This window comes from Cryobacterium sp. (assembly GCF_025463825.1).
Lineage (GTDB): Bacteria > Actinomycetota > Actinomycetes > Actinomycetales > Microbacteriaceae > Cryobacterium.
Genome location: NZ_JAODBG010000087.1, coordinates 1 through 8,226, shown reverse-complemented (window position 1 = coordinate 8,226; position 8,226 = coordinate 1). Strand labels below are relative to the sequence as shown.

The 8,226-nt window shown below is 69.6% G+C and carries 8 protein-coding genes and 2 pseudogenes; 5 read left to right on the top strand and 5 right to left on the bottom strand.

All coding sequences use genetic code 11. From position 1 onward, the window contains the following. The coding region (locus tag JWP54_RS10690) for a TIGR03557 family F420-dependent LLM class oxidoreductase (RefSeq protein WP_297371608.1) at window positions 1–750 on the bottom strand (750 nt) is incomplete at its 3' end. A 68-nt stretch (window positions 751–818) separates the two neighbouring features. On the opposite strand from JWP54_RS10690, the gene JWP54_RS10685 reads away from it, so the two are divergent. Both JWP54_RS10685 and JWP54_RS10680 read left to right on the top strand, forming a co-directional pair. Then, window positions 819–1,655 carry an exodeoxyribonuclease III gene (locus tag JWP54_RS10685; protein ID WP_297371605.1) on the top strand — a complete coding sequence of 279 codons (837 nt, stop codon included), beginning with the start codon at window positions 819–821 and terminating at the stop codon, window positions 1,653–1,655. Between the two features lie 30 nt (window positions 1,656–1,685). Next, window positions 1,686–2,288 (top strand): antibiotic biosynthesis monooxygenase, encoded by a 603-nt coding sequence (locus JWP54_RS10680; RefSeq protein ID WP_297371603.1) that lies wholly within the window; start codon window positions 1,686–1,688, stop codon window positions 2,286–2,288. A gap of 13 nt (window positions 2,289–2,301) precedes the next feature. Here the strand turns inward: JWP54_RS10680 and JWP54_RS10675 are convergent, their stop codons facing one another. From JWP54_RS10675 to JWP54_RS10655, 4 genes and pseudogenes are all read right to left on the bottom strand, one after another. After that, entirely contained in the window at window positions 2,302–3,222 is a 921-nt protein-coding gene (locus JWP54_RS10675) for an AEC family transporter (protein ID WP_297371599.1), read from the bottom strand. Between the two features lie 71 nt (window positions 3,223–3,293). Further along, a pseudogene (locus JWP54_RS10670) lies at window positions 3,294–4,765 on the bottom strand (MFS transporter). Between the two features lie 219 nt (window positions 4,766–4,984). Further along, the gene (locus tag JWP54_RS10660) at window positions 4,985–5,596 is read right to left on the bottom strand and encodes a TetR/AcrR family transcriptional regulator (RefSeq protein ID WP_297371590.1); all 612 of its coding nucleotides are present in this window, start codon (window positions 5,594–5,596) and stop codon (window positions 4,985–4,987) included. A 70-nt stretch (window positions 5,597–5,666) separates the two neighbouring features. Next, window positions 5,667–6,477: pseudogene (locus JWP54_RS10655) on the bottom strand (patatin-like phospholipase family protein). A gap of 105 nt (window positions 6,478–6,582) precedes the next feature. Between JWP54_RS10655 and JWP54_RS10650 the strand changes: the two are divergent. The 3 genes from JWP54_RS10650 to JWP54_RS10640 form a co-directional block, all read left to right on the top strand. After that, complete coding sequence (locus JWP54_RS10650; RefSeq protein ID WP_297371589.1) at window positions 6,583–6,771, top strand: hypothetical protein; 189 nt, start codon at window positions 6,583–6,585, stop codon at window positions 6,769–6,771. Between the two features lie 49 nt (window positions 6,772–6,820). Beyond that, window positions 6,821–7,636, top strand: coding sequence for an alpha/beta fold hydrolase (locus JWP54_RS10645; RefSeq protein WP_297371587.1), 816 nt, complete (start codon window positions 6,821–6,823; stop codon window positions 7,634–7,636). A 145-nt stretch (window positions 7,637–7,781) separates the two neighbouring features. Continuing rightward, a partial coding sequence (locus JWP54_RS10640; protein ID WP_297371584.1) for a hypothetical protein occupies window positions 7,782–8,226 on the top strand: 445 nt, incomplete at its 3' end.

Below are 8,226 nucleotides of genomic sequence, written 5' to 3'. Positions count from 1 at the left end.
GTTCGGCCACTCCGTCATCGCGTTCGCGAGCGCCTCCTCGTCGGTCGGCGCCCACGACAGGTGGACCTGCAGGACCTTCGGCGCCTTCGCCGGGTCCTTGCCCGCCTCCCGCTGCCCGGCGTCGAAGCGCTCGAACAGCCCGGAGATCTTCTCGAGGGGAGCCCCGACGGTGATCAGGCCGTCGACGGCCTTGCCCGCCCGCTTCGCGGTGATCGGACCGGCGGTCGCGACGAGGATCGGCGGCCGCTCGTCCATCGTCCAGAGCCGCGTGGTCTCGAGCTTGTAGAACTTCCCCTCGAACTTCGTGTCCCTGCCCGCGAGGGAGGCCGTGAACAGCTTGTCGATCAGGTCGATCGCCTCGAACATGCGGTTGATCCGCTCGGGCGCCTCCGGCCAGTACCCGCCGACGATGTGCTCGTTCAGCGCCTCACCGGAGCCGAGGCCCAGCCAGTGCCGGCCGGGGTACATCGAGGCGAGCGTCGCGGAGGCCTGCGCCACCATCGCGGGGTGCCAGCGGAAGGTCGGCGCGGTCACACCCGGGCCCATGTCGCCCGTGGTGCGCTCACCGATCGCGGCTAGGACGCTCCACACGAAGGAGGACTCCCCCTGCGCGGGCACCCACGGCTGGAAGTGGTCCGCCGCCATCACGCCGGAGAAGCCGTGCTCCTCCGCGTAGACCGACAGTGCCACCGCCTCGGCGGGGGCGAACTGCTCCAACATGGCCGCGTAACCGATCTGCAATTCCGACATACAGCCATCCTGCCACTCACGTGTGTCGGCGAGGTTTCTCAAGCGCCGGGGCCAAATAGGCTGGAGGCATGCGCATTGCCACCTGGAACGTCAACTCCATCCGTGCCCGCGTCGACCGGGTGGTCGACTGGATGGTGCGGGAGGACATCGACGTGCTCGCGATGCAGGAGATCAAGTGCAAGCCGGAGCAGTTCCCGGCGCAGGTCTTCGAAGACGCCGGTTACGAGCTGGCCATCCACGGCCTCAACCAGTGGAACGGCGTCGCGTTCGCCAGCCGTTCCGAGATGACGGATGTCGCCACCGCGTTTCCCGGGATGCCCGGCTTCCTCAAGGGCGAAGAGGGCCCGGGCCTGCCGCTGGAGGCCCGCGCGCTCGGCGTGACCGTGGACGACATGCGCCTGTGGAGCCTGTACGTGCCCAACGGCCGCTCGCTCGACGACCCGCACTACGTCTACAAGCTCGACTGGCTGACCCGGCTGAAGACCCACGCCGCCGATGAACTGGCCCGTAATCCTCAGCTCGCGATGGCGCTGATGGGCGACTGGAATGTGGCGCCGCTGGACTCCGACGTGGGCGACCCCAGCCTCGTGCCGGGCGTGTCCACCCACATCTCCGGGGCTGAGCGCAGCGCGTTCGAGGCGTTCGAGACGGCCGGGTTCACCGACGTGGTGCGCCCGATCGTGCCCGATGGCTTCACGTACTGGGACTACAAGGCGCTGCGGTTCCCGCGCAACGAGGGCTTGCGCATCGACTTCATCCTCGGCTCCCCGGCTTTCGGCCAGCTGGTCACGGATGCCGGCATCCACCGCAACGAGCGCAAGGGCGACGCCCCGAGCGACCACGTCCCCGTGGTGGTCGACATCACCGGCGACGATGAGGACGACGACCGCCCGATGATCTTCTAGACGGCCGCGGGAGTCACCCATACTGGATGGATGGCTGCTGCACCCGGGACCGACGACCCGTTACTCGAACCCGTCACCGTGTCCATCCGGCGGCGGGTGGACCCCGACCGGTTCGACGAGGCCACTTCGTGGGTGCAGACCGGGATGGACCTCGCCAACGAGTACCCGGGCTTCCTCGGCTCCGGCTGGGTGCGCGCCCACGCGGGTTCCGCCCACTGGCACATGCTCTACAAGTTCGAAGACGCGGCAGCACTGGAGGCCTGGGAGACCTCGATCGCCCGCACCAGCTGGCTGCACGAGGGTGAGGGCCTGGTTCTCGAGTCGCACGTGGTGAAGCGCACCGGCATCGAGGGTTGGTTCGACGATTCCCAGGCGAACGCCGGGCCGACCGCGCTCGTCCAACCGCCGCGCTGGAAGCAGGCCATGGCGATCGGGCTGGGCTTCTTCCCGCTGAACGTGATCTTCACCTACCTGGTCACCGGTGTCGACCCGCACTGGAACGACATTCCCACGGTGCTGCGGATCCTGCTGACGACCTGCGTGATGGCGCCAACGATGACCTACCTCGTGATGCCGTTCATCACCCGCCGGCTGCGGCCGTGGCTGCAGAAGGCGCCGAAGCCCACGGCCTGACGGGCGACCGTGCTCAGGCGAGCAGCGCCGCCACGATCACCAGCGCGGGAATCGCGCCGATGGTGGTGACCAGCACGGTGTCCCGCGCCACGACCACGCCCCGGTCGTAACGGGAGGCGAAGTTGAAGATGTTCTGCGCGGTCGGCAGCGCGCTCACCGTGACCACGGCGAACAGCTCGGTGCCGGCCAGCCCGAACACGAACCGGCCGAACAGGTACGCGATCACGGGCATCAGCACCACCTTGATCAGCGCGGCGGCGGCCACCTGCTTGCGCCCGGTGCCGGCCTGCAGCAGCCGCTGCCCGTGCAGTGACATGCCGAACGACATCAGCACCAGCGGAATCGCGGCGCCGCCGATGATGTCCAGCGGCGCGATCACGGCGTCGGGCACCGGGATGCCCAGGGCCGCCACGACCACGCCGAGCACCGAGGCGATGATCATCGGGTTCCGCAGCGGCTGGGTGAGGATGCTGCGCACCGACACCCGCCCGCGGGTCGAGGCGTCGAGGATGCTCAGGGTGATCGGGGCGAGCACCAGCAGCTGCAGCAGCAGCACCGGCGCCACGTACTGGGCGCTGCCGAGCACGTAGATGGCCACCGGCAGGCCGATGTTGTTCGCGTTCACGTAGGTGGCGCTGGTGGCGCCGAGCACCGTCTCGGGCAGGGGATTCCGGAAGAACAGCCTGGCCAGCACGACATACAGCAGCATGCCGACAATCACGCTGCACAGCACGGTGGCGAGGAATGCGGAGAACAGCACGTGCACATCCGCCTGCGAGAGAACGGTGAAGAGCAGGGCGGGGGTGGCCACGAAGAACGCGATGCGGTTCAGTACCCGACCGGCGCTCTCACCGGCCACTCCTGTGCGCTCGACGACGTAGCCCACCAGGATCACAAACCCGATGATCGAGAACCCGACCAGAACACCACCCATCTTTCGAGCCTAGGGCCACCGCCGGTGCCGGTTTCGCCGGGAGCGGTGGCCCGTGGGCCGGATGCGGTGAGCTAGCGCGCGAGCTCGTCGGCCGGGGAGCCCGAGAGGCCGGATTCGGTCTCGAGCAGGACTTCGTCGACGGTGTGGTGCGCCGTCGGGTTGCGCACGAAGATCGCCGCGGCGATGGCGATCACGATGGCGACGCAGCCGGCCACGATGAAGGCGCTCGAGAGGGCGCCGGTGAAGGCGTCCTGGGCCAGGGCTGTGGTGGTGGCGTCCAACCCGGTGGGAATGATGCCCTGGGCCACGGCTTCCCTGCCGGGGAAACTGGTCGTGCCAAGTCCGCTCATCGTTCCGGCGGAGACGATGGCTGCCAGCACGGTGGTGCCGAGCGCCCCACCCAGCTGCAGGGAGGTGGCCTGCAGGCCGCCGGCGACGCCGGCGAGCTGTACGGGTGCGATGCCGACGATGGCTTCGGCGCCGGAGGTCATCACGAGCCCCACGCCGAGGGCCAGCACGACGAACGGCACGGCCATTGCGATGTATGGCGAGTGGATGCCGATGGTGGTCAGGCCGAAGAGGGCGCCGCCGACCAGCACGAGGCTGAGCGACATGGTGAAACGGGTGCCGAGCTTGCCCACCATTGCCGCGCCGATGGGCGAGGCGATGATGGATACCCCGCTCAGCGGCAGCAGCATCAGTCCGGCCGCGATACCGGCCTCGCCGCGGAAATTGAGGAGGAACAGGGCGAGGAGGAAGATCACCCCGAAGAGTGCGAAGAAGTTGGCCGCGACGGCCAGGGCGCCCACGGTGATGGTGGGGTTCCGGAACAGCGCCATCGGCAGGAGCGGGGCCGCGACCCGGTTCTCCACCAGCACGAAGGCGACGAGCAGGAGCAGGCCGCCGGCCAGGACGCCGTGGGTGAGGGGACTGGTCCAGCCCCACGCCTCGGACTGCACCACGGCCAGGACAACGGCGAACAGCCCGAGAGCCAGGAGCACGACACCCGTGATGTCGAACCGGGCCTTGGTGGTGGCGGCGCTTTCCTTGAGCACCAAGCCACCGAGGATCAGGCCGATCACGGCGATGGGGGCGTTGATGTAGAACACCCATTCCCAGCCGACGGTGCCGACCACGCGCCGCCCACGATGGGCCCGGCGGCGATGGCGACGGATGACGCGCCGCCCCAGATGCCGATGGCCATGCCGAACTTCTCCCGCGGGAAAGTGGCCCGCAGCAGGGCCAGGGTCTGCGGCATCAGCAGTGCAGCGCTCAGGCCCTGCAGCGCCCGGAAGGCGATGACGCCCTCGGTGGTGCCGACCAGGCCGATCGCGACCGAGGTGATCGCGAAGGCCGTGACGCCGATCAGGTACATCTTCTTGCGACCGAACCGGTCACCGAGCTTGCTGCCGAGGATGAGGAAGACCGCAAGCGCGAGCAGGTAGGAGTTGGTGATCCACTGCAGCTCGGTGAACGAGGTGCCGAGGGAATCGGAGATGGCGGGGTTGGCGACGGAGACGACGGTGCCGTCCAGCCCGACCATGAACAGCCCGAAGCAGACGGCGGCCAGGGACAGGCCCGCGTTGCCGCGCACCGATCGCCGGCCGGTGCCCGGGCCGGGGGCCTGGCGGGAGGGGTGGAAGTGGACATGGTGGTGCTCCAAACGGTGTTGCGGGTGGGAACGGGGTCGTGCGTCGGCGCACGGAGGAGACGCTCCGGCGAGGTGGCCGGCGGGTGCGGTTCTTCGGTGCTGACGGGGAGGCTAGCCGGGGCCGGGGGTGCGGGTACCGAGGTGTTTCGGGGTCAGTACGGGCACCAGCCAGTCGCGCACGAAGCTGTCGAGGTCGTTGTCGGAAACCACATCTCCGCGGGCGAGGCCCCGATCCACCAGCACCGAGAGGATCACCCGGCTGGCGAGCGTGGTGTCCACTGCGGAGTCGATCCGGCCCGCATTCTGGAGTTCGTCGAGCGCCGTGCTGACCGCGCGGTCCAGCGGTGCCGCGAGGTGTTCCTCCACGGCCGCCATGATCACGGGGTCCGACCGGCCCGCGGCGTCCAGCGCCAGCACCAGCCGGCCGAATCGTCCCACGGTGATGCTGTGCGCGGCGGCGGCGATCGCCCGCACCGATTCGGTGAGGCTGTCCGCATTCGTGAGCACCGGGATGGCGACCGGGCCCAGCTGCGCGGCGACGGCCACGACCAGGGCGGTCTTGGTGGGCCAGCTCTTGTAGATGGTGGCCTTGGAGGAGTGCGCCCGCGCCGCAACCGCGTCGATGGTCAGAACCGAGTAGCCCACCTCGGCGAGGAGGTCAACGGTCGCCTGCAGAACGGCATCCGCCCGCTCGACGCTGCGTCGACTTCCCTCCCTGACCACATCTGTACTCTACAGTACACTTTGGCTCCAGCGTAAGTCAGGCTCGTCGAGCGGCGCGGATGTCGCCGCGTCAGCGCCAGAACGCGGCGAGGTGCTCGGCACCGGCCCTGCCCGTTTCGTAGCCGGCGCGGGCGGCAGGCGGGCGCAGGGAGAGATCCATCGCATTGGCGCCGAACAGGTGCTCGGAGTCGCTGCCGGGGAAGATGGTCTCCACCCTGCTGCCGTGGGCGCGCAGGTCGGCAATCTGGGTAGCCAAATGCATGCCCCAGCCCACCGGACTCAAGGATCTGCCGCCGAACGGGGACAGCACCAGCACCCGTGCGCAGCCGGCGGCCAGATCCGCATTGTCGGCGTTGGATCGGTAGCCGCCGTCGATGTAGGAGTGGCCACGGCTGCTGTAGGCGAAGCCGCTGGCGCAGCTGGCGGCCACGGCATCCGCAAGGTCGACCCCGCCGTGTCGGTCGAAGACGACCGGTTCGCCGGTGTGGGCGTTCACCGCCGTGATGAGCATCCTCGCCTCCGGCCAGCGCTGGCTGGGCAGCCGGGCGGCGACCATCGCGCGCCACCGCGCCGGTCCGGTGCCGTCCGAGGCCGCAGCCAGCTCGAGCGCCGCCGCGCCCGGTTCCTGCAGGGGTCGGCCGCTGTGGGGGCGCGGCCGAGAGGATGTCGGCCAGCAGTGCGGCCGGGCTGGCGCTCGTGAGCTGGGCCGCGGCGGTCGATCCGGCCGACGTGCCGATGACGAGGTCGGCCTCAGTCGTGTCCAACCCGGCCTCAGACAGGCCGGCGACGACGCCGATCAGCCACGCGTTGCCGGTCGATCCGCCTCCGCCCAGGACCAGCGCTCGGGTGGCGTGGGGAGGAATGGCAGGTGTTGTGTTCATGGGAGTCGCCTTTCTAAGAAGTGCCTGTCAAGCGCTCCCGGCGGCGACTATCTCAGTCGCGTGACCGTGGCCGGCTGGGGAGCGCCCACTGTGGATACTGCGTACATGGGTCTCACCTCCTGCCGGTTGTTCACGATTGCCCGAACGGTAGCACGCCGCCGAAGCGGACCACAACGGGCATCTGCTTCGCCGCGAACCGGCGGCAACCTCTCGCCCGACGAGTACGAGGGCACAACCGCGGGCTGGCAGGCCGTCTTCGACGCGATGGACACGGCGCTCACCGCCAGGTTCTGAGATCCGCATCGCTCTTCCGCCGCGCGGTCCGCTCCCCTACGCTCAAGGCATGCCTCACCTCGATGTGCCGGGCGCGAGCCTGTATTACGAAACCGACGGACACGTCTCGAAGCCGGCGCTGCTGCTGATCCACGCGGGCATCGCCACGCTGCACATGTGGGATCCACAGATCGCGGCGCTGGCGACTGACCACTTCGTCATCCGTTTCGACACCCGTGGCTTCGGCCAGACCAGCACCGACGACGTCGAGTTCTCCAACCGGGCGGATGCCCTGGCCCTGCTCGACCACCTCGGCGTGGCCAGGGCCACGGTGATCGGCTGCTCGCGCGGCGGCACCATCGCCATCGACCTGGCGGTGGAGCGCCCCGACCGGGTGGCCGGGCTCGTCGTCATCGGGTCGGGCCCGAGCGGGTTCCCCGACACCGAGCTGACCGAGGTGGAGGACACCAGGTTCGACGAGATCGACCAGGCCTTCGAGGCCAGGGACTGGCACCGACTGGCCCGGCTCGAGGCGGCGATCTGGGATTTCGGCCCGCTGCGCCGGGAGGACGACCTCGACCCCGAATTCGTCGCCACCGCCTACGCGCTGAACCGGGTGAACGTCATCCACGCGGAGGAGAATCCGGTGTCTCTCCCCCTCGAACCGCCCGCCTACGATCGGGTCGTCGACATCGACGTGCCCACCCTGGTGGCCGTGGGGGAGCACGACATGTCTGAGGTCCTGACGGCCTACGAGTACCTGCTCAGCACCGTGCCCGACGCCGACGGATGCGTCTTCCGCGACACCGCGCACCTGCCGAACGTGGAGCAACCGGCCGTTGTGGAGCGGGTGCTGCTCGGCTGGCTCGCCGACCACAACCTGTAACTCCCGCGAAAGCGGCGGTGTGGCTGCCTCACGAGCCCCGAGGTGACCACCCGACCGCTCTCGCGGATGGTCTGTGGCCAACTCCCTTGGCAGCACCCCCTGAACCAGTACCCTGTGGGAGCCGCACCATTCATCAGGGGGATTGATGTCACCGAGCAGCTCCATTCGCGACTTCGCGCAGTACGCGGGCCGTTTTCTGTGGCCCCGCACCACGGCCGACCTCACCGACACCACACACTGCCCGGCGTGCCGCACCCCGCTGCCGTCACCGGTCTGCCCGTCCTGCTGGCTCGACCTGCGCCATCCGGCCGCGCGTGACCTCCTCACCGCGTCGTCGGACGCCGCCGCCGCCCTCGACAGGCGCGTGCAGCTGATCGGCCAGATCCGCTACGAGGTGGCCACGGCAGAGTCCACCGCTGCCGCTGCCGCGCGGCAGCGCGCCCTCGAACAGGCGGCCGCGCAGGCCGAAGCCGCCGAGCAGAAGGCGGCCGCCGAACGCGCGGCCCGGGCGCGGCGCGCGGCCGAGCAGTCCGCCGCCCTCACGAGAGCCCAGGCGAGCCGGGCCACCACGGCGCTCGCGGCATCAACCC

Excerpts from the sequence above, each read along its gene's own strand:
- JWP54_RS10675 (WP_297371599.1), bottom strand. The coding sequence starts at position 3,222 with ATGGGTGGTGTTCTGGTCGGGTTCTCGATCATCGGGTTTGTGATCCTG.
- JWP54_RS10650 (WP_297371589.1), top strand. The coding sequence starts at position 6,583 with ATGGGTCTCACCTCCTGCCGGTTGTTCACGATTGCCCGAACGGTAGCA.
- JWP54_RS10645 (WP_297371587.1), top strand. The coding sequence starts at position 6,821 with ATGCCTCACCTCGATGTGCCGGGCGCGAGCCTGTATTACGAAACCGAC.
- JWP54_RS10685 (WP_297371605.1), top strand. The coding sequence starts at position 819 with ATGCGCATTGCCACCTGGAACGTCAACTCCATCCGTGCCCGCGTCGAC.
- JWP54_RS10680 (WP_297371603.1), top strand. The coding sequence starts at position 1,686 with ATGGCTGCTGCACCCGGGACCGACGACCCGTTACTCGAACCCGTCACC.